Origin of the sequence: Paenibacillus typhae, from assembly GCF_900099765.1 — a bacterium.
Lineage (GTDB): Bacteria > Bacillota > Bacilli > Paenibacillales > Paenibacillaceae > Paenibacillus_AQ > Paenibacillus_AQ typhae.
On record NZ_FNDX01000026.1, the window covers coordinates 38387 to 62603 of the forward strand.

Annotated in this window: 21 protein-coding genes; 16 read left to right on the forward strand and 5 right to left on the reverse strand. The window is 51.8% G+C overall.

Going from position 1 to position 24217, the window contains the following annotated elements; all coding sequences use genetic code 11:
- The first annotated feature begins 44 nt into the window (after nucleotides 1-44).
- Nucleotides 45-332, forward strand: a complete 288-nt coding sequence (locus BLR64_RS19265; protein ID WP_090716595.1) for a stage VI sporulation protein F — start codon at nucleotides 45-47, stop codon at nucleotides 330-332.
- Between the two features lie 100 nt (nucleotides 333-432).
- Here BLR64_RS19265 and BLR64_RS19270 read toward each other — a convergent pair whose 3' ends face one another.
- The 3 genes from BLR64_RS19270 to BLR64_RS19280 all read right to left on the reverse strand — a co-directional run bounded on the left by BLR64_RS19270 (nucleotide 433) and on the right by BLR64_RS19280 (nucleotide 2996).
- Complete coding sequence (locus tag BLR64_RS19270; RefSeq protein ID WP_090716596.1) at nucleotides 433-1305, reverse strand: YitT family protein; 873 nt, start codon at nucleotides 1303-1305, stop codon at nucleotides 433-435.
- An 81-nt stretch (nucleotides 1306-1386) separates the two neighbouring features.
- Nucleotides 1387-1758, reverse strand: coding sequence for a hypothetical protein (locus BLR64_RS19275; protein WP_090716598.1), 372 nt, complete (start codon nucleotides 1756-1758; stop codon nucleotides 1387-1389).
- A 302-nt stretch (nucleotides 1759-2060) separates the two neighbouring features.
- Nucleotides 2061-2996: a C40 family peptidase gene (locus BLR64_RS19280; RefSeq protein WP_090716599.1), complete on the reverse strand. Its 936-nt coding sequence runs from the start codon at nucleotides 2994-2996 to the stop codon at nucleotides 2061-2063.
- Nucleotides 2997-3328: 332 nt separating this feature from the next.
- Between BLR64_RS19280 and BLR64_RS19285 the strand changes: the two genes are divergently transcribed.
- From BLR64_RS19285 to BLR64_RS19355, 15 genes are all read left to right on the forward strand, one after another.
- Entirely contained in the window at nucleotides 3329-4399 is a 1071-nt protein-coding gene (locus BLR64_RS19285; protein WP_090716601.1) for an ABC transporter substrate-binding protein, read from the forward strand.
- Between the two features lie 68 nt (nucleotides 4400-4467).
- On the forward strand, nucleotides 4468-5394 hold the full coding sequence (locus BLR64_RS19290; RefSeq protein ID WP_068727508.1) for an ABC transporter permease: 927 nt from the start codon (nucleotides 4468-4470) through the stop codon (nucleotides 5392-5394).
- Nucleotides 5381-6175 carry an ABC transporter ATP-binding protein gene (locus BLR64_RS19295; protein ID WP_090716603.1) on the forward strand — a complete coding sequence of 265 codons (795 nt, stop codon included), beginning with the start codon at nucleotides 5381-5383 and terminating at the stop codon, nucleotides 6173-6175. Before BLR64_RS19290 ends, BLR64_RS19295 begins: the two co-directional genes overlap by 14 nt.
- A gap of 311 nt (nucleotides 6176-6486) precedes the next feature.
- The gene (locus BLR64_RS19300) at nucleotides 6487-7278 is read left to right on the forward strand and encodes an SDR family oxidoreductase (protein ID WP_090716604.1); all 792 of its coding nucleotides are present in this window, start codon (nucleotides 6487-6489) and stop codon (nucleotides 7276-7278) included.
- Nucleotides 7279-7495: 217 nt separating this feature from the next.
- Entirely contained in the window at nucleotides 7496-8218 is a 723-nt protein-coding gene (locus BLR64_RS19305; protein WP_090716608.1) for an MgtC/SapB family protein, read from the forward strand.
- An 84-nt stretch (nucleotides 8219-8302) separates the two neighbouring features.
- On the forward strand, nucleotides 8303-9292 hold the full coding sequence (locus BLR64_RS19310) for an aldose 1-epimerase (RefSeq protein ID WP_090716610.1): 990 nt from the start codon (nucleotides 8303-8305) through the stop codon (nucleotides 9290-9292).
- 219 nt (nucleotides 9293-9511) lie between these two features.
- Nucleotides 9512-11317 carry an LTA synthase family protein gene (locus tag BLR64_RS19315; RefSeq protein WP_090716613.1) on the forward strand — a complete coding sequence of 602 codons (1806 nt, stop codon included), beginning with the start codon at nucleotides 9512-9514 and terminating at the stop codon, nucleotides 11315-11317.
- A 174-nt stretch (nucleotides 11318-11491) separates the two neighbouring features.
- The gene (locus tag BLR64_RS19320) at nucleotides 11492-12505 is read left to right on the forward strand and encodes a substrate-binding domain-containing protein (RefSeq protein ID WP_090716678.1); all 1014 of its coding nucleotides are present in this window, start codon (nucleotides 11492-11494) and stop codon (nucleotides 12503-12505) included.
- A gap of 24 nt (nucleotides 12506-12529) precedes the next feature.
- Nucleotides 12530-14398 (forward strand): cache domain-containing sensor histidine kinase, encoded by a 1869-nt coding sequence (locus BLR64_RS19325; protein WP_090716615.1) that lies wholly within the window; start codon nucleotides 12530-12532, stop codon nucleotides 14396-14398.
- Nucleotides 14399-14416: 18 nt separating this feature from the next.
- Nucleotides 14417-15661 (forward strand): response regulator transcription factor, encoded by a 1245-nt coding sequence (locus BLR64_RS19330; RefSeq protein ID WP_090716617.1) that lies wholly within the window; start codon nucleotides 14417-14419, stop codon nucleotides 15659-15661.
- Nucleotides 15662-15915: 254 nt separating this feature from the next.
- The gene (chvE, locus tag BLR64_RS19335; protein ID WP_090716619.1) at nucleotides 15916-17019 is read left to right on the forward strand and encodes a multiple monosaccharide ABC transporter substrate-binding protein; all 1104 of its coding nucleotides are present in this window, start codon (nucleotides 15916-15918) and stop codon (nucleotides 17017-17019) included.
- A gap of 96 nt (nucleotides 17020-17115) precedes the next feature.
- On the forward strand, nucleotides 17116-18645 hold the full coding sequence (gene mmsA / locus BLR64_RS19340; RefSeq protein WP_090716620.1) for a multiple monosaccharide ABC transporter ATP-binding protein: 1530 nt from the start codon (nucleotides 17116-17118) through the stop codon (nucleotides 18643-18645).
- Between the two features lie 5 nt (nucleotides 18646-18650).
- Nucleotides 18651-19814 (forward strand): multiple monosaccharide ABC transporter permease, encoded by a 1164-nt coding sequence (gene mmsB / locus BLR64_RS19345; RefSeq protein ID WP_090716622.1) that lies wholly within the window; start codon nucleotides 18651-18653, stop codon nucleotides 19812-19814.
- Nucleotides 19815-20005: 191 nt separating this feature from the next.
- Nucleotides 20006-20674 carry a TraX family protein gene (locus BLR64_RS19350; protein ID WP_090716623.1) on the forward strand — a complete coding sequence of 223 codons (669 nt, stop codon included), beginning with the start codon at nucleotides 20006-20008 and terminating at the stop codon, nucleotides 20672-20674.
- A 103-nt stretch (nucleotides 20675-20777) separates the two neighbouring features.
- Nucleotides 20778-22292, forward strand: a complete 1515-nt coding sequence (locus BLR64_RS19355) for a copper amine oxidase N-terminal domain-containing protein (RefSeq protein WP_090716625.1) — start codon at nucleotides 20778-20780, stop codon at nucleotides 22290-22292.
- Between the two features lie 76 nt (nucleotides 22293-22368).
- Here the strand turns inward: BLR64_RS19355 and BLR64_RS19360 are convergent, their stop codons facing one another.
- Both BLR64_RS19360 and BLR64_RS19365 read right to left on the reverse strand, forming a co-directional pair.
- The gene (locus tag BLR64_RS19360) at nucleotides 22369-22584 is read right to left on the reverse strand and encodes a helix-hairpin-helix domain-containing protein (RefSeq protein WP_244157771.1); all 216 of its coding nucleotides are present in this window, start codon (nucleotides 22582-22584) and stop codon (nucleotides 22369-22371) included.
- 28 nt (nucleotides 22585-22612) lie between these two features.
- On the reverse strand, nucleotides 22613-23929 hold the full coding sequence (locus BLR64_RS19365) for a metallophosphoesterase (protein WP_167360732.1): 1317 nt from the start codon (nucleotides 23927-23929) through the stop codon (nucleotides 22613-22615).
- Nucleotides 23930-24217 lie beyond the last annotated feature (288 nt).

Genomic DNA, 24217 nt, shown 5'->3' on the forward strand with positions numbered 1-24217 from the left:
CCTCATATACTGTGAATGATTGGATATGACGGGAGGTGCTGCATTTGGGTTATCAGCAATATGGAATCAGTCCCCAGCTGGTGGAGCGCATCAAGCTGAAGATGAAGAATCCGGCAGTGAAAGAACGGATCAAGAACATGGTTAACGGCGTTTCCAAACAGGAGCTGCAGGATACTGCGGTAGTCCGCAGGCTTGTGCGGAATGCTGCAGCAGTACTTAACGAGAAGCTGACCGGCGCGCAGGAGGAGCAGATTGTAAAGTTCGTCATCGCCCAGAAAATTGATCCGAATAACACCTTTCACCTTATCCGCCTCTGGGGAATGTTCCGCTAAGCCGGGAGGATGCCGGAGTATCAAGGACAACAAAAAGACGTTTCCGCAAAGAGCTGCGGGAACGTCTTTTTGTCAATGATACCCGGACGTTGCTTGGTGTTTAGCTGATTTTGCGTCGCACCCAATCAGTAATGCTGTCCGGCTGGCTGCTAGTCACAGTGATCTTGCTGTTCTGGTCAAAGGAACGGACGATCGATGTAAGTGCATCTTCCTCAAGCTTGCTCGCCAGACAGAACAGTACCCCGGGCTGGCCATCCTTATTGCCGGGCCGGATCAGCTTGGCATCCCTCTTGAGCGAGTGCTGGAGTGCCTTGCGAATCTCCTCACAGCGGCTACTGGTGATCCAGACCGCCCTGGAGCGGGAAAGGCCGCGCAGGGAGAAGCGTACACCCTCAAAGGCGAGCAGATAGGCGATAATACTGTACATTGCCTGATCCCAGCCAAACAGCAAGCCTCCGGCAAGCAGGATGCAGCAGTTAAACAGCATGATGACCACTTCGGCTGACTTGGCGGGGCCACCGTCAGTTAACAGAAAACCCTGCTCTCTTGCATTTACTGAAAGTCCGCCTGAACGGATCATTATGCCGATTCCGAGACCAAGGCAGAGTCCTCCGGCAACAGCAGCAATCAACGGATCAGCGGATACCGCGGGAAAATGGTGCAGCGCCAATGAGCCGATCGTGAGGCAGAACAGGCCTAACAAGGTATAGAGTGCAAAGCGCAGGTTAATCTGCCGGCGCGACAACAGAATAAAGGGCAGATTGAACAGAAACAGAAACAGGCCAAGCCGCATTTCAGTAAGATGGGCCAGCAGGGCTGACAAGCCGGCGATACCGCCAAGTACTAGCTTGTGCGGCATAAGGAACAGCTCAAGTCCGACTGCAGCCAGCAGGCCTCCGCAAATCACACAGAGGATACGGATCAGCTTAGTCCGGCTCCGGGCCGGAAGTCCATGACCTAAAGGTTGATTCATCCAGGGTTCCTCCTTCGGCAGGGAAACTGTAATGTATGCCGCCGAAGCGGCAGAGCAGTAAGGTTAGTGTTAAGAGGCAGACTAAAAGTTGGATGAACGGAGTTCTTTAACATAATTGGACGTATATTTAAGCGGCTTGAGCAACAGCCGTTTCAAACGGTAGTAGAACAGCGGATAGAGCAGGACGAAGCAGACAGGCAGCCCTGTGTCCCGAGGGACAGGCAAAGGGTTTCCGTGATGGGCACTGCGCAGAATCGGCACTGATTTCGGCAAAGGCCCATGCAATCGGGCTGGCTGTGTCATCTTGTGCTCATAACGCTCAATGTGCGGATATTGTTCAGGCCCGGCATTGCTGACGGCTCCGGCTGAGGCTGTGAGCGTCATGAGAAGCAGAAGCGGTACCAGCGCTGCGCGTAGCCATAATGTAAGCGATTTACCTGCTAAATGTGCCAACTTGGAAACACCTCCTTGCTGTATCTTGTAGTTTAAGCATACCATATGTTTAGTGACAGAACCAATTGAGTACCGTGCTTTCAAGGTCTAAAAGTGCCGGATAAACGATGTAACACCAGCAATTAAGTGATTGTGAGAGTAAAAAGGGAATTCAAATATATTTTTTGCCGAAGATGCGCTTAATTAACCCTGGATGGTTTATGTACAGGCTTGCCTTTTACCGGAACTGCCAAAAACCAGCAGTGGCTCCGATTCAACGGTCCATCTGCTGGTTATCATTAGCAATGCCTATAAAGTGCTGTTTACAGCACACGCTGCATGTGAAGAATAACGTTATGCCAGTAGCCGGAATCAAGCTCGCTGATCTGCACACCGGGTTCGCCCCAGGTATGAATGAATTTTCCGTCACCGATATAAATGCCGACATGGCCGGGAACAGCGTCGCTCTCAAAGCGTCCGGGAACAGTGAAGAAAATCAGGTCTCCCACTTTAAGTTCATCACGGCTAACCCGCCGGCCCCTATTATCCTGATCCCGCGCCAGACGAGGCAGCTCTACACCGAACTTCCTGAATACGTGGCGGGTAAAAGAGGAGCAGTCAAATTTCTTGGTCTCCTCGTAGGAGCCGGCTCCGAAATCATAAGGAACGCCGAGAAATTTTTTGGCATAGGCTACAAGCTCACCGGTATCGACATCTGAAGCACTTTGAATCCGGAGTGTATTGGCCGTGCCCTGACCGGATGCATTGCCATTTGTAATGCCGTCATCTTTGTCGGTCGGAGTGGCAATGTTGATCTCGCCTGTAGTCGGATTCCAGCCTACTTCGGTCTGCAGCAGCTTGGATAAAGAAGTCGGCGTAATATAGATCTGGCCGTCCCGGCGGATTGGGGCGTCGGGCAAGGTTACTTTGTCGCCAAGCGAGAATACCTGGGCTGAATTTGGCTTCAGCATATACATTACATCGGTGTAGCCGATTTTGGCGAAGCCCCCGCTTGAGGTGTCATCCTTCATCCGGTATCCCAGGGCGGCGGCAGCAGGCTTCAGCGGAATCCAGAATTTCCCTTGATCGTCCTTAACATAAGCTTTTTCGTAATAGCTGCCGGCAAAAGAGCCGGAAGGTGTGATGGAGTTAGCCTTGGGCTTCTGATCGTTTTGATAATACCCGCATGCACTGCCTGTGAGGGATAGCGCAATTAAAAGTGCGGCTGCTGCTGATTTTTTGTATACGGTCCTTTTCATATGTCACGCTCCATCTTCAAACTGTAGCTTCAGTTTGTGCAAAGCAGCGGTTTTTATAAGAGTGAACTTACTGGATTTGCTTCCTGTTCCTGCATGGCGCGCAGATTTGGCCGGAAACTGCCGACATTGTGCGCATTTTGTAATATCTGGATTGCTGATTAACGATTGACGGATAAACAACCTACATATAATATTAGTTTAATAGATTTGCTGTATTTTATGTGAGATTCGTGTAAGCTTTTGCTTTAATGCTTTTAAAGATGAAAGCGATAATGCTGAGTCGCTCACTTTGATACACGCGCTGATACCGTAAACAGAAAAGGGGATATCTGATGAAAAAATCGAAACTTTGGGCCGGTCTGGGCCTGTGCCTGATGCTGGTTGCAGCGGGCTGCGGAAACAACAATGCGGTTAACACAGGATCAACGAATAGCGGCAATGCAACGGCTGCAACGGAAGCGCCAGCCAATGCGGGTACTGATGCTGCCAAATCTTACAAAATTGCGATCTCGCAGTATGTAGAGCATCCCTCACTGGATGCAACGCGGGAAGGCTTCCTGGCGGCACTGAAGGACGCTGGAATTGTAGAAGGTGAGAACTTGACAGTAGACCTGCAGAACGCCCAGGCGGACCAGGCGAATAACCTGTCAGTTGCCCAGAAGATTGCCGGAGACAAAAATGATCTGGTCCTGGGGATTGCAACGCCATCCGCCCAGGCGCTTGTACAGAACGTGAAGGATACACCAATTCTGTTCGCAGCTGTAACCGATCCGCTGGATGCCAAGATTGTAAGCGACCTTGAACATCCCGGCGGCAACGTCTCCGGTGCGTCAGATACTAATCCTGAGTCTATTACACGGCTGATGAATTTTATCGCTACCCAGTTCCCCGATGTCAAGAAGCTCGGGCTGATCATCAATGAAGGCGAACCGAACGCTGTAGTTATGGCTGATATTGCCAAGGAAGAGCTGGACAAGCACGGCATCGAGCTGGTGAAGGCTGCAATTACAAATACCTCCGAAGTGAAGCAGGCCGCAGAATCCCTGGTTGGCCGTGTTGATGCATTCTACATCACTTTGGATAACTCGGTCGTAAGCGGGGTGGATGCCATTATCCAGACGGCAAACGACAACAAGCTGCCGTTCTTCTCTGCTGACCGCGACACCGTTGAGAAGGGCGCTTTTGCCACAGTTGGCTTCAAGTATTATGACCATGGCTACCAGGTTGGTGAAATGGCTGCAGACGTACTGAAGAACGGCACAAGCCCTGGTGATATGAAGGTGTCCATGCAGGAGAAGCTGGACCTGATTCTTAACCTCAAGGCGGCAGCAGCCCAAGGAATTGAAGTAACAGATGCCATGAAGGCTGAAGTGGCCGATCAGGCGAATAACATCATTCAATAAGAGCCAGACATTATTATGGGGCGATCCCGGACGGGACGCCCCTTGCCGCTTGAAGGAGGAAGTCACCTATGTATAATTCAATGCTCGGAGCCCTGGAAATGGGCCTCTTGTACGCGTTTATGGCTCTAGGGGTATATATTACGTTCCGGATTCTTGATTTCCCGGATTTGACTGTAGATGGAAGCTTTACAACCGGCGGGGCCATTGCGGCTGTCATGATTACGAATGGTTCTGCACCTTGGCTCGCTACCCTGTGTGCGCTTGGCGGCGGTATGGTTGCCGGGATGTGTACGGGATTGCTGCACACCAAGGGCAAGATCAACGGTCTGCTGTCGGGGATTCTCATGATGATTGCGCTTTATTCAATCAACCTGCGGATTCTTGGCAAGCCTAACGTCTCGCTGATGGGTGAAGACACCTTATTCAGCTCAATTAATCCGCTGCTCGTTATGCCGTTTGTTGTTATCCTGGTCAAGATTCTGATGGACCTGTTCCTGCGGACGGATCTTGGACTTGCCCTGCGGGCAACCGGTGACAATGCGCGGATGATCCGCAGCTTCGGTGTTAACACAGATACTACGACTATTCTCGGCATCAGTCTGTCGAACGGCATGGTTGCACTCTCCGGTGCACTGATTGCCCAGTATTCTACTTTTGCCGATTCTTCTATGGGTATTGGTATGATTGTTATCGGTCTTGCGTCGGTTATTATCGGGGAAGCTATCTTTGGGGCGGGCAGCGTCTTCCGGGCTACGCTGGCTGCTGTTCTCGGCTCGATTGTATACCGTATCGTTGTGGCGCTTGCGCTCCGGGTACCATGGCTGGAAGCCTCGGATCTGAAGCTGATTACCGCCATTATCGTTATTATTGCCTTGCTGTTCCCTTCAATCCAGCGTTATCTGAAGACAAAGAGCACCGCACGCAAACGTACGGCAGAGCTTGCAGAGCAGGCTCTGCGCAGCAAGAAAGGGGGGGCAGCCAATGCTAAAGCTTGATAATGTCTCCAAGCTGTTCAATCCCGGCACCCCGGATGAGAAGATTGCCCTGCTCGGAATAGACCTGGAGCTGCAGGCCGGTGATTTTGTAACCATCATCGGCAGTAACGGCGCAGGTAAATCAACCTTGATGAATATCATTTCCGGTGTGATGAAGCCCGATCTCGGCGAAGCGCGGATCGAGGGTAACTCCATCAGCCATCTTCCGGAGTTCCAGCGGGCCCGCTGGATCGGCCGGGTCTTCCAGGACCCGATGGCCGGTACAGCCCCGCATATGACGATTGAAGAGAATCTGGCGATGGCTTATAAGCGCGGACAGAGCCGCGGCCTGGCCTTCGGAGTGAATGCGGCCAGACGAACTGTGTTCCGTGAACAATTGAGCCGTCTGGGCATCGGTCTTGAGAACCGCCTGCGGGCCAAGGTAGGGCTGCTGTCCGGCGGTGAGCGGCAGGCGCTCAGCCTGCTGATGGCGACCTTTACACAGCCGCAGATCCTGCTGCTGGATGAGCATACGGCAGCGCTTGACCCTGCCCGTGCTGATCTGATTACGAAGCTCACAGAAACCATTGTACGGGAAATGAACCTGACGACACTGATGGTTACCCATAATATGGAGCAGGCCATCCGTCTTGGTAACCGGCTGATCATGATGGACAAAGGCTCAATCATTCTGGATATCGACGAATCACGCAAGAAGGATTTGACCGTCGAGCGCCTGCTGGGTGAATTCGAAGCCATCAGCGGGCACAAGCTGGCAGATGACCGCATGATGCTGGGATAAAGATTACAGATTGATTATCCTCGGAATTTTGAAGTTTTCTGCTGAATACGAGAACACCAGCGGACCGCTGCAGGTTGTAACCTGAGCGGTCCATTTCTTTGACGCTTCACCCAGACCACTGCCAGAGCCTCTTGAGTCATATTCATTATAGTCTTCTCTTGAGTAAATAATTGATTGCGCTTTCAGCCTGTGGCTGATCTTTCTAATGGTATCCAGTTCATCGTATAAATCAAAATACGGAGAACCCGGTTCATTTCCGTGAATGCGAGGTAAAGGTTAGGGAAAGAACAACAACAGGAGGGAACATAACAATGGCAGAGCTTAGATTAGCAGGCAAAGTAGCAGTTGTCACCGGCGGAGGTTCAGGTATCGGTAAAGCTTCTGTTATGGAATTTGCCAGAAACGGCGCCAAGGTCATTTTACTGGACCGCACACCTGAAAATGCAGAGAAAGTAAAACGGCAAGTAGAAGAAGCGGGCGGAGAGGCCCTTGTAATTGAATGTGATATTGAGCAGCCGCAGCAGGTAAAAGAAGCAATCGATCAGGCAGCAGCCACATGGGGCCGGCTGGATATTGTGTTCGCAAATGCCGGAATCAACGGGGCAATGGCACCGATTGAAACCATGGAGATGGAGGACTGGGATCAGACCATTCATATCAATTTGCGGGGGACTTTTGCAACCGTCAAATATGCGATACCGCATCTGAAGGAGAATGGCGGCAGTATTCTGATCAACAGTTCGATTAACGGGAACCGTATCTTCTCCAATATCGGGTTCTCGGCTTACAGCACCACGAAGGCGGGCCAGGTTGCTTTTATGAAAATGGCAGCGCTAGAGCTGGCCCAGTACAAGATCAGAGTTAACGCGATTTGTCCAGGTGCCATCTCGACTAATATCGATGATAACACCTATCCTTCCGAGGATCTGGAGGAAGTGAAGATTCCAGTAGATTTCCCGGAGGGCGATCAGCCGCTGGAGAAGGGGCCGGGACGTCCGGACCAGGTGGCCAAGCTTGCACTGTTCCTTGCATCGAACGATTCCGATCATATTACAGGCACAGAGATTTATTGTGACGGTGCCGAATCGCTGTTGCATGGCTAGACCATTCTATACAGACATTGACCGGCATACCTTGTAAAGAATAGTTCCTCCTTTCAAAAGAAACGGATTCCATCACCGGCAATGCTGCAGCTGCCTCTAACGGGTTAATGCGGTATGCGGCAGAGCGGCATGCGTTTCTTCTTTTTTTACATTTTGTTATAAGCCTGGCGGCTATTTTAAGGTATACTGATTCTATCTGTTTTTTTGAGGAGGAGCCATGAGTATTGATCTTCACACAGAATCCATTGTAAAACTGCTGGTGGCCATGCTGTTCGGGCTGTTCATCGGCATCGACCGGCAATTAAAGCAGAAACCGCTGGGAATCCGGACCAGCATGGTCATCAGCATCGCAAGCTGTCTTGTGACGCTTGTCTCCATTCATGCGTACGACAAATTTGGCGGGGCAGAACATCCTACGATGGACCCAATGCGGCTGGCTGCACAGATTGTAAGCGGGATCGGTTTCCTGGGGGCCGGTGTAATTTTGCGCAGGGGCGGAGATGCCATTTCGGGCCTGACCTCAGCGGCGCTTATCTGGACTGCCTCGGGGATCGGAATTGCGGTAGGCGCAGGCTTTTATCTGGAGGCAGGGTATGCGGTAGTACTGCTTATGTTCGCTGTGAATGCAGTTCCACTGCTGATCAAGGCAATCGGCCCGGAGGTGCTTAACAAGCATGAAATCTCTGTCAGAATCATTATGGAGCCCAACTACGTGCTGACTGAGGTCATACAGAAGATCGAGGGACGTCCTATGACTGATCAGCGTAAAACGCGTAAACCGGGCCGGGCCATCCGCCGGATGAAAATCAAGGATCTGGATGACGGCAGACAGCTGATTGATATGGTCTTGTCTGCGCCTGATCATGATTATGCAACGGAAATCTATTACGATGTGAAAAAAATTGAACATGTCATGAGCGTCGAAGTTGAACAATTGTAAAAATGCCATGTTACCGCTTCCGCAGATGTGTTAATCTATCTAAGAGAGTCATTTTGAGATTATGGAAGGGAGAAAGAATGTACAATGTCGATTACTGCTTATGAAGGACTTTTTGAAGGGGAAGCTGCGGTCTGGCTGAAGGCCGGGCGCTACGAGGCAGCAATCCTGCCGCACATCGGGGGAAATCTGATCTGCTTCCGCGATACCGAGAATGGTTACCGTTTCCTGCATGAGCCGGGTGCGGAGGAGATGGAAGCATTCAAAGCAAGCCCGGGGATTCATGGGATTCCGGTGCTGTTTCCTCCAAACCGTTATGAGGACGGGGAATTCCCATTTAACGGCAAGACTTATCATCTTCCCGTAAATGAAACGGCAACCGGCAATCATCTGCATGGGTTTTTACATACGGCTGCCTGGGAAGTTGAAGAATTTGGCGTAGGCAAAAGCGAGAGCTTCGTTACAGTAGCCATCAAGGTGGATGAGAACCATCCTTCTTATCAATATCTGCCCTTCAAATATACTGTTAAGCTGCGCTATACGCTTGGCGAAGGCGGTTTGTCCCAGCACCTGCAGGTACACAATGACGGGGAGGAGCTAATGCCTTGTCTGCTTGCTTTCCATACCGCCATTAATGCGCCGTTTGCACCTGGAAGTACACCTCAGGATTACAAGGTGAAGCTGACGATAGGCGAACGCTGGGAGCTTAACGAGCGTATGCTGCCTACAGGGGCTTTCCAGGAGCTGACTGCGGATGAAATTGCCCTGCGTGATGAAGGCCTTTATCCGTTCTATGCGCCAATGGACAATCATTATACTGCAGTGGCCCAAAATGGCCGCAACCGCATGGAGCTCACGGACAGCAAGTCTGGTGTTACGCTGGTTTATGATGTAGGAACATCGTACAAACAGTGGATGATCTGGAATAACGGGGCAACCGAAGGCTTTTTCTGCCCTGAACCGCAGATTAACCTCGTGAATGCGCCGAAGGTTGATCTTCGGGCCGAAGAAATCGGGCTGTTCAGTCTGGCGCCAGGAGAATACTGGGAAGAGACCGGCCGTCTTTATGTAAAATAGTATGGTTCAGCGGGCTAATGCCACGTGTATTGAAAGGTTAAAATAGGGCGGGAAGCAGCTGCGTGCTGCTCCCGCTTTTTTGCTTGTCCCCAAAAGTATACCTCCAGCCGGCGGAGGTTAAGAATAGAAGCATCGGTACAAGGCGGATATCCTGGATTTAATCCAGTTTTAAGGTAAGTGGCGTATACTACACGTTTAGTATAGATAGGAGTGATTGTTTTGCGCCACACAATGTTACCCAAGCGGACATGGCTGCTGGCAGCCGGACTGCTGCTTGACGGATTCCTGCTGAATTTCTTCCTGCAGGCAGCCTCATTCAGTCTGGAGCTTCAACGTATATTCGGCTGGATCCTTGAGTATCCGCTGTTATATATATCCGGCAGCCTGTTTTTCTTTTTCCTTCTGCTGGCAGCTTCAGTCCTTCTGCCCAATATGTATATCGGGCCGGGAATAATCCTGCTGGCCGGTGCCGCGGCCGGTACTGCAAATTATAAAAAGCTGTCAACAACCGGGGAGCCGCTGTTTCCCTGGGATCTGCTGCTGCTCAAAAATGCCGCAGATATGCGCACCATTACGAAGGGCATGATCTCGCCGCTGCTGCTGGCCACAGGAGTGCTGTTCGTTGCCGTGCTTTTCTTCCTGCTGCGCAGGCTGCCGGAGATGAAGCTGCGTCTGCCGTTCAGATTATCTCTGGGCGCTGTATCTGTTATTATACTGGCCGGATTTATCGCTATGGTGAACGGACAGAGTACGCTTGCATCCTCTCTGAAGTACCAGAATATCTTCTGGAACCAGAAGGTGAACTATGCACAGAACGGCTTTCTCTACGCTTTTACAGGCAATATGCGGCAAAATCTGATGGAGCAGCCGGAAGGGTACAGCCGGCAGGCAATCGAAGAAATTGCTGCCAGGTACAGTGAGCTGCCGGATTCCGGGAGTGTATCTGCTGCAGGAGAGCAGCCCAACATTCTGTTCATGATGGATGAAGCTTTTTTTGACCCGACCCGGCTGGACGGGCTGGCATTCAGTGAAGACCCGCTTAGCTTTATCCATACGGCGGAGGCCACAACCCCATCCGGCTATCTGCTCTCCCCTGAATTTGGCGGAAATACGGCCAATGTGGAATTTGAAGCGCTGACCGGCCTGTCCATGTATTTCCTGAACGACGGCTCCATCCCATACCAGCAGCGGCTGGTCAAAATGTCCTCACTGCCGTCCATCGTCAGCATCCTGAAGGAGCGCGGCTACAGGGCGGAGGCGCTGCATCCCTTCGATGAAACCTTCTATAACCGCAACCGGGTATATCCGGTCCTTGGCTTCGATTCGTTCACCGGTGAAAAGGATCTGGGTGACAGCGGCCGTATTACACCTGACGGTTATATCTCCGACAAGTTTGCTGTGCAGGAGGCGGTCCGGCGGTTTAAATCGGCGGCAGACCCGGTGTTTATCCATCTGGTGACGATGCAGAATCATTTTCCGTTCACCAAGGGGCTGAACGGGCCGAATACCATTAGCGTCAGCGGGGTGGAGGCTGAATATAAAGATGAAATCGAAACCTATGTGCACAATACCAGCCTTACTGACCAAGCGCTGGCTTATCTGCAGCAGGAGCTGCTGACAATAGAGCGTCCGACCATTGCCGCATTCTGGGGCGACCATCTGCCGGCGCTGTCCTCTGGTATTTATACGGCAGCAGGCTGGGATAGTGAGCCCCGGCTGAAGCATGAGACCAAGCTGATGATCCTGGCCAACTTTGACATCGGAGCGGGTCCGCTTGGAACGCTTAGTCCGGCTTATCTGGGCCCGCAGGTCTTCCGGTTGTCGGGAATGTCACTGCCCCCGTATTATAAGCTGCTTGAACAGGTTCAAGCAGAGATTCCCGTACTTAGCAAAGCCGTCCTGCTCGGTAATTCCGGTCCGCTGAGCGGCTTGACTCCGAAACAGCAGGAGCTGCTTGACGATTACCGCCTGGTGGAATATGACCTGCTGGAGGGTGAGGGCTACTCGGCAGGCCTGCTGTTCTGATCCGCAGCGGCAACAGGTTTGTATACAGGCCCCCATTGCGGGGCCTGTTTGCCTATGTATAGCGTGTGCTGCCAATTGCGCAGCCGGCAATCATTTGTTATTTTCAACTTCCGGCAAACAAGGTATCATGGCCTTAGCAACTGATTATCATTCACTTATGAAAGGGGTTACATGGTGAAGAAGCTGTGGCTGGTCTATGTGCTTCTGATCGGAATTTTCCTGGTGTATGTACTGAACTACAAGCTGCAGGCAAGCAGCACGGACCCTTGGGAAACGGCGGGACTGCGCGGCAATATCGAAGATAAGTATGTAATGGTCACCTTTCAGCTCGGTATCGATTACTGGAAAAGTGTACTGAAGGGCTTTGAGGATGCTGCGGAGGAACTCAATGTTTCCGTAGAATATCATGGCTCGACACAGCATGACGCGAATGAACAAATGACGGTACTGGAACAGATTATTGCCAGAAAGCCGGCAGGCATTGCCATCTCTGCGGTCAACTCCGAATTGCTGACAGCCACGATCAACAAAGCGGTGGATAGCGGAATCCCGGTTGTTCTGTTTGATTCGGGTGCTCCTGCAAGTAAAGCTTACTCGTTCCTGGGAACGAATAATTACACTGCCGGCGTTGAGGCAGCGCGCAAGATGGCAGAGCTTACGGGCGGACAAGGAGAAGTAGCCATCATCACAACACCTGAGCAGCATAATCATCAGGAGCGTACAGACGGATTCAGTATGACTATCCGCAGCGAGTTTCCGGAGATGAGAGTAGTAGCCGTCAAAGACGGCCATGGCGATCAGGTCGCTTCAAGGGAGGCTGCAGGGCAGCTGCTGGCTGCTTATCCGCAGCTTAAAGGGATCTTTGCTACGGAATCCAACGGCGGAATCGGAGTGGCTGAGGCAGTGAGGAAAATACAGGGTACGGACTCCCGGATGCAGATTATCAGCTTTGATACCGATAAAGGCACGCTGGATCTGGTGAAGGAAGGACGGATCGCTGCAACAATGGCCCAAGGCACCTGGAATATGGGTTTTTGGTCGCTGACCGAGCTGTTTCACCTGCACCGCGGCCTGATGGAGGACTCTTCAGCCTATCTCAATAATAAGCCGCTGCCGGTGCCGGATACAGTAGATACGGGCATAGATGTGGTGACCCGGGCGAATGTGGAGAATTATTATGCCAAGTAGCTCCGGCCGGGGGAGGGACATCTTATGAACAGGCGCGGGCTGACGATTGATAAGCTTAAGCTGAATAATATGCCGATCCGCTATAAGCTGATCATTCATTTTCTGCTAATCAGCATTCTGCCCTCCATCGGGCTCGGGCTGCTGATCGGCTGGACTGTAGACCGCAGAGTTGAGCAGCAGAGCAATGAGAATACGATGCAGCTGATTGGCAAGGTCAATGCCGCACTGGAGAATGATGTGGAGAATCTGCAGAAAATATCGTATCTCATCTCATTCGACCCCGGAGTCGAGGCTTTTCTGAGCGGTCAGCTTCCGGGCAGCGCAGGCTCCGGCGTGACCGGAGTTAACGGTGAGCCGGTGGAATATAACATCCGCAAGTTCCTGCAGGGCTTCACTACGCTCAGCTCTGAAATCGCCGGAATATTGCTGGTAAACCGGAACGGGGATTACATCAGTAACGAGATGTACACCCGTCCGGATACCGAACTGACCGAGGAGGCATGGTACAAGGCGGCAGAGGCCAACAAAGGGATCTTCAAAATAATCGGGCATCCTTACGGCCGTGCCGTCAAGTCCCATGCTGACTATAAAGAAAGTGAGGTCGTATCTGCCGTCAGGGCGATTGTAGATCCTGATACGCAGATCGTTCAGGGAGTGGTGCTGGTGGATATGAAGCTGCGGGCAATTGCCGAAACTGCACGGGATGTCACACTTGGCAAAACAGGCTATCTGACTGTGGTCGACAGCAGCGGGGAGATTGTGTATACGCCGCAGCACCCGTTCATGCAATCAATTCAGGCAGACCTGTTTACTGACAGCTCCGGTATTACCTCGGTAGAAGCGGATAAGCGCGAGATTCAGCTGATTTACCGGACCTCGTCATTTACCGGCTGGACCACGGTAGGTGTCTTTCCGATGGATGAATCGGCCTATGGTGTACGGGAAATCACCTTTAATGTAGTCACCTTTGTATTCGTAGTCTGCATGCTCGGGATGACGGCTTCTTTCTACCTGGCCTATTCCATCTCCCGGCCGATCGGCCAGCTGGCTTCCTTCATGAGCAAGGCGCAGTCCGGTGATCTGACGATCCGCTACTGGGGGAACCGTTCGGATGAGATCGGAATGCTTGGGCGCAGCTTCAATACGATGCTTGTCCAGATCAGCAGGCTGCTCTCGCTGACGGAGCTGCAGGCACGGCAGAAGCGGGAGGCGGAGCTGCGCAGCCTGCAGGCGCATATCAAGCCGCATTTTCTCTACAATACGCTTGATACGATCCATTGGATGGCCCGCAGCAAAGGTGCGGAGGATATTGCCGGCGTGGTGCAGTCTCTCTCCAAGCTGTTCCGGCTGGGGCTTAGCAAGGGCAGTGACATTATCCCGCTGTCAGATGAGCTGGAGCATATCGTCAGTTATTTGCAGATTCAGCATACCCGGTACAGCAGTAAGCTCTCTTACTCCATTTCAGCCGATCCCCGGCTCGGTGAGCTGTATGTGCTGAAGCTGCTGCTGCAGCCAATTGTGGAAAATGCCATATATCACGGGATCAAGGAACGGCGCGGACCCGGCCGGATCACTATTGCAGTAGAAGAACGGGAAGGTGACCTGTATCTGACAGTAACGGATGACGGCGCCGGAATGGCCGCAGAGCGGCTTGCGCTGCTTAACAAACGTCTGGATTCGGCTGGTGCGAATGGTGAAGCTGCAGAGGCTGACCAAGGGGCAATTGACAGCAGCGGCAGCGGCTACGGCATTCTGAATGTGCAGGCCAGGATCAGGCTTACCTACGGGGAGCCTTATGGTCTGCATATTGAAAGTGCAGCAGGGAGTGGCACCGTAGTAACTGTCCGGCATCCGGTTGTACGGAGCAGCAGTCCGGCGGATTATGCTGACTAAGAGAGGAGATTGAGAGCTATGGAGCATTGGAAGGTGATGATTGCCGACGATGAAGAGATTATCCGTGAAGGCATCCGGCAATGTGTAGACTGGAAGGGTCTAGGCCTGGAGGTAGCAGCAGAGGCGGAAGACGGGGAAGAGGCGCTTGAACTAGCAATGCACCATGGGATCCACATTGCTCTCGTGGATCTGAACATGCCGATTATGCATGGCATTGAGCTGATGAAGCAGCTGAAGGAGCGTCTGCCGGGCTGCCGGATTATTGTCATTACCGGGCACGATGAATTCTCCTATGCCCAGGAGTCCATCCGGCTGCAGGTTAATGATTACATACTAAAGCCTGCAGATCCGCAGCAGCTGGTACAGGTACTGCGGGGGGTACGGGATGAACTGGAGACTGAGCGCCGGCAAAGCGAGCACTTCCAGCAAGCCTCGAGACAGATTCTCAGGAACTTTCCGCTGCTGCGTGCACGCTTCTGCCAGGAATGGCTGGAGGGGAATCTCCGCCGCGAGGAGATCGGTGAGCAGCTGCAGTTTCTGAAGCTGCCCCCGGCCTGCCCGCAGCTGCTTGCCGTGATCCGCTGGCGCGGCGAAGTACGCCAGCCGGCGATGAAGGACAGCGAGCGTCAGCTGTTTATGTATGCCATTGAGAATATCAGTGCTGAGCTGCTGGAGGCTTATCCCAAGGTCATTTTCCGTGATAGCGCCGGGCTGATAGTCATCCTTCTATGGGAAGGCAGCGGAGAAGCGGCACTGGCCGGCATTGAGGCGGCAGTACGCAGCCATCTCAAGATTGCTGTGGAGCTTGGAGTCCAGCAGGTCTCCGGCGATCTGACCGGTCTGCCCGCTGCTTACCGCAAATGCAGGGTATCCCTGTCCAGCGAGCAGCCGCTGTCGCCGCTGATCCGCCGGGCCAGACAACATATGCTGGAGCATTACACCGAATGTGATCTGAGTCTGGAGTCGATGGCCGGGAAGCTCCAGGCCTCCCCGGTTTATCTCAGCCGTCTGTTCAAGCAGGAGCTGGGTGAATCGTTCGGCGCCTATCTGACTCAGATCCGGATCCGCAAAGCCGCCCAGCTGCTGAATTCCACCGAATGGAGTATCCATGAAATTGCCGAACGCTCAGGTTATGAGACGCAGCATTATTTCAGCACAGCTTTCAAAAAACAGACCGGCGTATCTCCGCTGCAGTTCCGTAAAGGTGTACTTCCCGGTGAGACAGAGGGCGGCGGAAAGACCGGGAATGGCGGGTACAGGTAAAGATATAAGTGAAGTCTGATCTAGTAACAAGGCACCGAATTTTACCGTGTAAACATTGCAGGACACATGCAGCTCTATGCTGAATGTGTTCTTTTTTTTTGCCCATGATTGTAAGCGCAAACACAAAGGTGGTTTTTTTATAAAAACAGTAGTTTCAGTGTAAATACGGCGAGGATACGCATTGCTATACTCAATTTGTGAAGCGGGAGGCACCCGCATCTCAGAAACAACAGACCTTTCAGGGGGAATGCAGAATGAAGAAAATTGGACTTATCCTGTTGACACTGGCACTGATGCTGATGACGGCCGCTTGCGGCAACGCGGACAATTCGGGCAGCTCAGGCAGCTCAGGCAGCTCAGAAGGAAAGAACGGCAAGGTAGGAATCGCGATGCCAACGAAATCTTCGGAACGCTGGGTGAATGACGGCAACAACATGGTGAAGGAGTTCGAAGCACTGGGGTACAGTACGGACCTGCAATATGCGGAGGATGTTGTTGAAAATCAGGTAGCGCAGATTGAGAATATGATCACCAAAGGGGTGAAGGCGCTTGTAATCGCTTCAATCGACGGTGAGGCCTTAACCGATGTGCTGCAGAAAGCGCATGACGCAGGTGTAAGCGTAATCGCCTATGACCGGCTGATCAAAAAGAGTGAATATGTAGACTATTATGCTACCTTTGACAATTTCAAGGTCGGTGTACTGCAGGGCTCCTATATTGAAGAGAAGCTGGGGCTGAAGGAAGGCAAGGGGCCTTTCAATATCGAGCTGTTCGGCGGTTCACCGGACGATAATAATGCGTACTTCTTTTTTGACGGGGCGATGTCCGTCCTGAAGCCTTATATCGACTCAGGCAAGCTGGTTGTACGCAGCAAACAGACTACGATGGAACAGGTGGCAACCTTGCGCTGGGATGGTGCCACTGCTCAGGCGCGGATGGATAATCTGCTGAGCGCCAATTATGCGGGTGACAATCTTGATGCTGTGCTTTCTCCTTATGACGGCATCAGCATCGGCATTCTCTCTTCCCTGAAGGGGGTAGGCTACGGCTCGGGAGACAAGAAACTGCCTGTTGTAACAGGTCAAGATGCTGAGCTGGCATCGGTGAAATCGATTCTGGCCGGAGAGCAGACCCAAACCGTGTTCAAGGATACCCGGGAGCTGGCCAAGAAGGCAGTACAAATGACGGAAAGTGTGTTGAAGGGTACGGAAGCGGAGGTCAATGATACGACCACGTATGACAACGGAGTCAAAGTTGTTCCTTCTTATCTGCTTGAACCTGTCTCTGTAGATGCAGGCAATGTGGATAAAGTGCTGGTAGAGGGCGGCTATTATACTAAAGAGCAGCTCGGCCAGTAACCAGCAGGCACAATAAAGGCGGTATGCGGCGGCTCTTTCCGAACAGCTGCCGGCATACCGCTTCACAGTAACAGGGAAAGCTGGGTGAGAGTTTAGATGAGTGAGTATATTTTGGAAATGAAGGGGATTACGAAGACCTTTCCGGGGGTCAAGGCGCTGGCGGATGTAAACCTGAAGGTAAAGGCGGGCGAGATCCATGCCCTCTGCGGGGAGAACGGGGCCGGAAAGTCGACCCTGATGAAGGTGCTTAGCGGCGTATATCCGCACGGCAGTTATGAAGGGGATATCCTGTTCGGCGGCGAGGTATGCCAGTTCAGGGATATCAAGGACAGCGAACGGCAGGGCATTGTCATTATCCATCAGGAGCTGGCGCTGATTCCGTATTTGTCGATTTCGGAAAATATCTTCCTTGGCAATGAGCAGGCAAAGCGCGGAGTAATCAACTGGAATGAAACGACGCTGAGAACCAGGGAGCTGCTCGCGACCGTCGGCCTCGGCGAATCTCCGCTGACCCGGGTATCGACAATCGGTGTCGGCAAGCAGCAGCTGGTGGAGATCGCCAAGGCGCTGTCCAAAGAAGTGAAGCTGCTCATTCTTGATGAGCCTACGGCGGCGCTGAATGAGGATGATAGCGAGAACCTGCTGACACTGATTCTGGAGCTGAAGAAGCGGGGAATCTCCTCAATCATCATTTCACACAAATTGAACGAAATCGAGAAGGTAGCGGATTCAGTAACGATATTGCGAGACGGCCGGACGATCAGAACGCTCGATATGAAGCAGGATGCGGTAACGGAGGATGTCATTATAAAAGGCATGGTCGGCCGCGATCTGACTAACCGCTATCCGGAGCGGACGCCGGAGCTCGGGGAGACCATTTTTGAAATCCGCGATTGGGAAGTTTATCACCCGACGCAAGCAGACCGCAAAATGCTGGACCGGATCAATATGCATATCCGCCGCGGTGAGGTAGTCGGCATTGCCGGGCTGATGGGGGCCGGCCGGACAGAGCTGGCGATGAGTGTATTCGGCAAATCGTACGGCAGACGGATCAGCGGAGAGCTGTTCATGCATGGCCGGGAGGTTCATTTCAATGATATCAGCCAGGCTATTGCGGGCGGACTTGCCTATGTAACGGAAGACCGCAAGCATTACGGCCTGATCCTGATTGATGATATCAAACGCAACATATCGCTCAGCAGCCTGAATAAGCTGTCCCGGCACGGTGTGATCGACGAGAATGAGGAAGTGCTGGTGGCAGAGGAATACCGCAGGAAGCTGAACATCAAGACACCAAGTATTCTGCAGAAAACGGTGAATCTAAGCGGCGGCAACCAGCAGAAGGTTGTGCTGAGCAAGTGGATCTATGCCCAGCCGGATGTGCTTATACTGGATGAGCCGACACGCGGAATTGACGTTGGCGCCAAATATGAAATTTACTCGATCATTAACAGCCTGGCTGCGGAGGGCCGGGGCGTGCTGGTCATCTCCTCCGAGCTGCCGGAAATTATCGGGATGTGCGACAGAATTTATACAATGTGCGAGGGACGGATCACAGGTGAGGTGCAGCGGCAGGACGCTACGCAGGAGCTGCTGATGAAATATATGACACGAAGCAGGGGGTAACACCAATGGGAGCAATCAGTGAACTTTTCAAAAAGAATATCCGCCAATACGGCATGATTATTGCCTTGATCTTTATTTCCGTCTTTTTTCAGATTCTGACCGACGGCATTCTGCTTAAGCCGTTGAATGTAACAAACCTTATTTTGCAGAACAGCTACATTCTGGTGCTTGCGATCGGCATGGTGCTGGTGATCATCACCGGCCATATCGACCTGTCAGTCGGTTCTGTCGCCGCATTTATCGGGGCGCTTTCGGCCATTATGATGGTTGAGCAGCAGATGAATCCCGTACTGGCCGTTGTACTTTCGCTGCTGATGGGTGCGCTTGTCGGCGCCTGGCAGGGCTTCTGGGTTGCCTATATCAAAATTCCGGCGTTTATCGTAACGCTGGCAGGCATGCTGCTGTTCCGCGGATTAACGATGATTGTGCTGAACGGGCAGTCGATTGCCCCGTTTCCCAAGACGTTCCAAAAAATCAGCTCCGGCTTCATCCCCGATTTCAGTGACGGAAGCACGCTGAATATAGTGACGCTGCTGGCAGGCATTATTCTGTCTGTCCTGGTAGTCCTTCAAGAGATCAGAATGCGAAGAACCTCGGTCAAATACGGATTTGAACAAACGCAGCTCTGGATTTCGATTGTGAAGGCGGCTGCACTCATTATTGTTATTAACCTGTTTACGTTTGTCCTCGCTCAGTATAACGGGATTCCCAACATCCTCCTCATCCTGCTGGTGCTGATTGCTGTCTATTCCTTTGTGATGAATAATATGACGATGGGACGCCATATCTACGCGCTGGGAGGCAATGAGAAAGCAGCGAGCCTTTCAGGTGTAAAAACCAAACGGGTCACCTTCTGGGTATTCGTAAATATGGGTGTACTGTCCGCTTTGTCCGGCCTGGTCTTTGCTGCCCGACTGAATTCGGCTACACCAAAGGCCGGAACCAATTTTGAGCTGGATGCTATTGCAGCCTGCTTCATAGGCGGCGCTTCGGCTTCGGGAGGGATCGGCACGGTAGTCGGAGCCATCATCGGCGGTCTGGTCATGGGCGTTATGAATAACGGAATGTCCCTTGTCGGCCTTGGTGTAGACTGGCAGCAGGGCATTAAAGGCCTGGTGCTGCTGCTGGCTGTAGGGTTTGACATTTACAACAAATCAAAAACGGCCTGACCGGTCATGGATGCCGCAGACACAGGCAAAGCCGCCTCCGCATTAGCGGGGCGGCTTTCCTTTTATATTAGAATATATATTTCCTGACGAAAGGAAAACGCTTGCAGCTTGTGGAAATAGTAGGCAGGCTTGCACTGTCCGGCAAAGCATTGGATAATAGCACTCATAGAACTTAAATCAGGAGGCCGGAAATGCAGATTATTGCAATGCTTACTATGCTTATTGATCACATAGGCTACATTTTTTTTCCGGATGAGATGGGCTGGAGAATTATTGGAAGAATCGCCTTTCCGATTTACTGCTACGGGCTGGTGCAAGGGCATATACATACTAAATCGAGACCAAGGTATCTGATGAGGCTGCTGCTCATTGCGGTTATTGCCCAGGTTCCGTACAATATGGCGCTTGACCCCGGCGGCTGGAATGTTGTCTTTACGCTGCTGCTCTCGGCAATTGTGCTGCTTATATTGGATAAGCTGCCGTCGCTCTGGCTGGGCATTCCGGTTGTTTTGATAGCTGTTTATGTAATGGATGTTCTTCCGCTTGATTATAATGCATACGGTCTGATCCTCGTGCTGATCTTCCGTTATGTACGATCGTATTATCTGATTCTGGCCCATTTTGTGCTGAACAGCTTTTATCTGTTCTATAGCGGCTGGCTGGTCCAGATGTTCAGTATTGTTCCGACCCTACTTGTTGCGGTATTTCCGGCTGCATGGGCTTTCCTTGAGAAAAGACGCCTGCCCCGCTGGGTATGGTGGTCCTTTTATCCGGTTCACCTGGCGGTACTGGCCATAATCAGGATTCTCCTTTACCAGGATTGGGTAAATATTCAATGGAAAACTCTGTTTATGCTTTAGGAGAGAGTTCCTGTAACCAGCGCATACAGCACTTTTCACTGCGAGTCCTTCCTCTTTTGAGTTGATGGATAGATGTACAAATAACCGATAAAGGAGTCATGCTATGAGGAGAATGGGGAAAGGCACTAAATGGCTGCTGCCGCTACTGGCAATGCTGCTGATTCTGGCAGGTTGCCAAACAGTCGGAGGGCTGGACGTTAACAAGGCGCTACTGGGGGATCTTGATGTTAAATCAGTGGAGTCCAGCACTACCTTATCCTTGAAGGCTGTTCCGGCTGACGGAATCAGTGCTGAGGATCTTGAAATGATTGAACTTATCAATTCCTTTTCTGTAAATATCGCTCATGTAAAGCTGCAGGATAACGGTAATCTTTCTGCAGCCGGATCCGTAACCTACAAGCAGGCGACTGTACCGTTCACCCTGTCCATGGATCAGGAGGCAGTGGTCTTTAATGCAGAGGGAGCGAAGCAGCCTTTCTATTTCCCGCTTGAGAGCTACGATGAATCGCTTGGTGTAGAAGGGCTCGATGAGAGCAAGCTGCAGGATATCTCCAAGCTTGTTACCCAATTTGTGGTGAAGAATCTGCCAAATCCGGCTGCAATCAGCGCTACTTCGGTTAGCGAAACTGTGTATGGCCAGCAGCTGAACCTGACGAAGCTACATACCGAAATTACAGGCGACGAGCTGCCTGCTCTGGTGAAGAGCTTCCTCAAATCCGTATCGAAGGATACTGAAGGCTTTACAGCTCTGATTGGCGGTCTTTACGATTACCTGTATCCGATTCTGACTGCAGCCGGAGCTGATGAAGAGCTGGATATGCTTGGATTCGGTGATATTCCGCTGGAGGATAAGGAAGGCGTTGTGACCGTGGCCCATGATGCTGCCAAGCTGGCTGTGGACGCACTCCTGCTTGTCTATGACAAGCAGCTTGAGAGTCTCTACGAGACAACACCTGAACTGGCTACCGTGCTGAGCAAAGATACGAAGCTGCAGGTAGATTTGTTTGTAGACAGCGGCTTCCATATCCGCAAGCAGAATATGGACCTGACCGTTGCACTGCCTGCCAGTGAGGATCTGCCGCTGAAGAGCATTTCGGTTCAGTCACAGACTCAGACCTGGAATGTGAACGGGCCGGTTACCGCAGACCTGATCAGCAAGGCTGGGGCCCTCGATCTGTCGAATACCGAGATGACTCCAGGTGAAACGCTACGCAATTTTGAGCCGGGCTCTACTGTCTACAATATGCTTAAGGATGATATGAAAATTACGGCCAAGACTTTGATGATTATTCCGGACGATGATTATTATTACCCGGTAGTGATCGGAGGGACCACTTGGGTTCCGCTGCGTTATGTAGCCGAGGATCTGGATGCTGAAGTGACCTGGGACGGTGCCAACAAGTCCATTACTGTAACCGATGATGTATACGGAGATGCAGTCGTATTCAAAATCGGTTCCGATCAGGCGCTCGTGAGCGGGAAGACTGTGAAGCTGCCGCTTCCGGTATTCGTGGATGAATACGGAGATGCCAATGTACCGCTCCGTGTGCTGGCCGAAGGTCTGCATGCTAAGGTTGAGAAGGATGAGGATGGCTACATCTGGATCGAACGGCCTTAACCAGTGCAAGTATTTGTATTAATAAAAAGCCGGAGCTCCCTGAAGCGGGACTCCGGCTTTTTGCTTCGGATTCACATTATTCGGCAAAAGAAAGTCCTTCTGCGGCAAGCGCCTGCCGGAGAATAACGATCGCCTTCGGCCCCATACCGTGGAGCTTCAGGAGATCGGCTTCTTTGACCCGGGCGAGCTGTTCCAGCCGGGTAAAGCCGGCATGGTCCAGTGCCCGCAGCGCAGGCTGGGAGAGCTTGCCGGGTAGGCCGCTATCGGCAGGTGGTACCATTCGGGTGGTCATTGCAGGCTCCTTTCTGCAGCATTGCTGCTTACTGTGTGGTCAGAGTCACTTCCAGTGCTATGTTGCTTTGCTCCTTGGGCTTGAGCATGCTGCTGATATATCCGGACATGAAGCCTTCCTTCTGGTTCATCCATAGCTGGTAACCCGGCATTGCTTGTATGGCTTCTGCATCAGTGCCGGCTGTGCCGGCAAAATATTTAACATTCAGTTCCGACATCATTCTGGCCATAGATTGCTTGTCTGCTTCGCTAAAGCTGCTGTCCTTCAGATTCTTCATAGCTTTGTTATAAGAGCTTTCTGAAAAAGACTGCTCGGCATATGCTTTAAAATGTAACAGGTTCGGATCAGTAATTTCATTGTCTGCCGCCCATTGCTCGACGCCAACCGAAGCGGTATGGTAGGTGACTTTACGGGACTGTGGATCAAAGGTCATCTCGCCATACTGGTGCGGATTAACGGCAAAGGCGCTGGTGGCTATATCGTATACCGGAAGGACATTTGAATCTGCTGCGGTCTGGCCGGCAGCAGGATCACGGCGGATATCCTGCATGTGAATATGTCCGGATAACACGAGATTAAGGCCGTCCTGACGAAGGGCTGCCATCGTCTCCTGACTGTTGTTAAGTTTGAAGCCGGATACGGACATGGAAGTGTGGCTGAGCAGATTATGGTGCATCACTGTTACGATGGAAGCATGCTGCTCAGAGGCCAGCTTCACACAATCTTTTATCCAGGATAAAGTCGCCGGAAGAATCCGCCCGTCTGTCTGCGGGAAGCCGTATTTCTCGTTGTTTACATATTGGCTGCTGTCAATCATAAGCAGCCATAAGCCCGGTGAGGCCTCCACAAGATAGCTAAGGCTATTCGTATCCTTTGAAATAGCTTCATTATATCCGTAGTCAGCATACAGCTCCGTGAAATCCTTACTGGTGATATGGTCAGTCACAATCTGCTTGTCACCCTTGAAGGATCTTGCCCAGGGGTTAAACAGATCATGATTGCCGGGGATGACATAGACAGAGGTGCCCTGCTTCTCGATACGCTTCAGCTTGGCGGCCAGCTCCTTGTGGCTGTCCGCCTCACCGTTGTTGGTCAGATCGCCGCTCAGAATAAGGAATTGCGGCTTTTTAAGCTCTGCATCATGGACAAGCGCCTCCATAAGCTCATCGCTGTACGGCAGCATTTTGCCGTCGCCGCTGTTTACATAGCTCTGAAAGGCCGGCCCGCCGTCCTGCAGTGACTTGTTAAGATAATGGGTATCTGTTGCAACCCAGAATGATACCGGTGAGGTAGAGGAGGCAATGACAGCAGGTACTGCTCCCTCAAGGGGAGCGTCAGATGACAAATTTGTGTCTTTGCAGCCTGGCAGGATAGAAACAGCCGCAAGTAGGATGGTGAAAGCAATCAAGGGTGATTTTTTTAACGGAAAATCGTTTCTTTTGGCGGGAAATATCATGTTCAGGACCCTTCCTTCAGCAGTATGGCTGAATCATTGTAGCGTATTTATAGCGGTTTTGTATATCGGCATGGGACAGCAGGTGTTTCGAATAACGCTCCTGTGATTATAGAAAATAGTGGAAGGTGCATAAACAGGCGGATTCCAGCGAGAATAAGGGTGGATACAAACAGAGCA

What these genes read in the sequence shown, in the direction of transcription:
- BLR64_RS19360 (WP_244157771.1), bottom strand. Translation starts at nt 22,584, where the DNA reads ATGACCACCCGAATGGTACCACCTGCCGATAGCGGCCTACCCGGCAAG.
- BLR64_RS19295 (WP_090716603.1), top strand. Translation starts at nt 5,381, where the DNA reads ATGCTAAAGCTTGATAATGTCTCCAAGCTGTTCAATCCCGGCACCCCG.
- BLR64_RS19325 (WP_090716615.1), top strand. Translation starts at nt 12,530, where the DNA reads ATGAACAGGCGCGGGCTGACGATTGATAAGCTTAAGCTGAATAATATG.
- BLR64_RS19355 (WP_090716625.1), top strand. Translation starts at nt 20,778, where the DNA reads ATGAGGAGAATGGGGAAAGGCACTAAATGGCTGCTGCCGCTACTGGCA.
- BLR64_RS19285 (WP_090716601.1), top strand. Translation starts at nt 3,329, where the DNA reads ATGAAAAAATCGAAACTTTGGGCCGGTCTGGGCCTGTGCCTGATGCTG.
- BLR64_RS19280 (WP_090716599.1), bottom strand. Translation starts at nt 2,996, where the DNA reads ATGAAAAGGACCGTATACAAAAAATCAGCAGCAGCCGCACTTTTAATT.
- BLR64_RS19270 (WP_090716596.1), bottom strand. Translation starts at nt 1,305, where the DNA reads ATGAATCAACCTTTAGGTCATGGACTTCCGGCCCGGAGCCGGACTAAG.
- BLR64_RS19330 (WP_090716617.1), top strand. Translation starts at nt 14,417, where the DNA reads ATGGAGCATTGGAAGGTGATGATTGCCGACGATGAAGAGATTATCCGT.
- BLR64_RS19300 (WP_090716604.1), top strand. Translation starts at nt 6,487, where the DNA reads ATGGCAGAGCTTAGATTAGCAGGCAAAGTAGCAGTTGTCACCGGCGGA.
- mmsB (WP_090716622.1), top strand. Translation starts at nt 18,651, where the DNA reads ATGGGAGCAATCAGTGAACTTTTCAAAAAGAATATCCGCCAATACGGC.
- BLR64_RS19305 (WP_090716608.1), top strand. Translation starts at nt 7,496, where the DNA reads ATGAGTATTGATCTTCACACAGAATCCATTGTAAAACTGCTGGTGGCC.
- chvE (WP_090716619.1), top strand. Translation starts at nt 15,916, where the DNA reads ATGAAGAAAATTGGACTTATCCTGTTGACACTGGCACTGATGCTGATG.
- mmsA (WP_090716620.1), top strand. Translation starts at nt 17,116, where the DNA reads ATGAGTGAGTATATTTTGGAAATGAAGGGGATTACGAAGACCTTTCCG.
- BLR64_RS19290 (WP_068727508.1), top strand. Translation starts at nt 4,468, where the DNA reads ATGTATAATTCAATGCTCGGAGCCCTGGAAATGGGCCTCTTGTACGCG.
- BLR64_RS19310 (WP_090716610.1), top strand. Translation starts at nt 8,303, where the DNA reads ATGTCGATTACTGCTTATGAAGGACTTTTTGAAGGGGAAGCTGCGGTC.
- BLR64_RS19350 (WP_090716623.1), top strand. Translation starts at nt 20,006, where the DNA reads ATGCAGATTATTGCAATGCTTACTATGCTTATTGATCACATAGGCTAC.